This window comes from Enterobacter sp. K16B, assembly GCF_020216105.1.
GTDB lineage: Bacteria > Pseudomonadota > Gammaproteobacteria > Enterobacterales > Enterobacteriaceae > Enterobacter > Enterobacter sichuanensis.
The window spans coordinates 1-287 of record NZ_JAIWJZ010000211.1 but is presented as its reverse complement, the minus strand read 5'-3'; the positions used below and the strand labels follow the sequence as shown (position 1 = coordinate 287).

Annotated in this window: 1 protein-coding gene; it reads left to right on the top strand. The window is 50.2% G+C overall.

Annotated elements, in window-relative coordinates; genetic code table 11:
• Nucleotides 1–287, top strand: a 287-nt coding sequence (locus tag LDK53_RS22745) for an ADP-ribosylglycohydrolase family protein (RefSeq protein WP_225288145.1), incomplete at both ends; no start/stop codon positions are given.

Sequence of the window (287 nt, the reverse complement as noted above, 5' to 3'; positions counted from 1 at the left end):
AATGCGGGCGAGTATAAGCAAAAAACTCGCGACCAGATTCGTTCAAGTGGTTACGTTATTGATACGCTTGAGGCCGCGATGTGGTCCGTATGGAACACGGATAATTTCCGAGATGCCATTCTACTGGCCGCTAATCTTGCTGATGATGCTGACAGCGTTGCCGCGACGGCGGGACAAATCGCGGGAGCATTATATGGTTATTCCGGTATTCCGCAGGAGTGGAAAAACAAACTCGTACAGCACGAACGTATCGCCAAAATGGCAGGTGAACTGTTCGATAGAGCTCC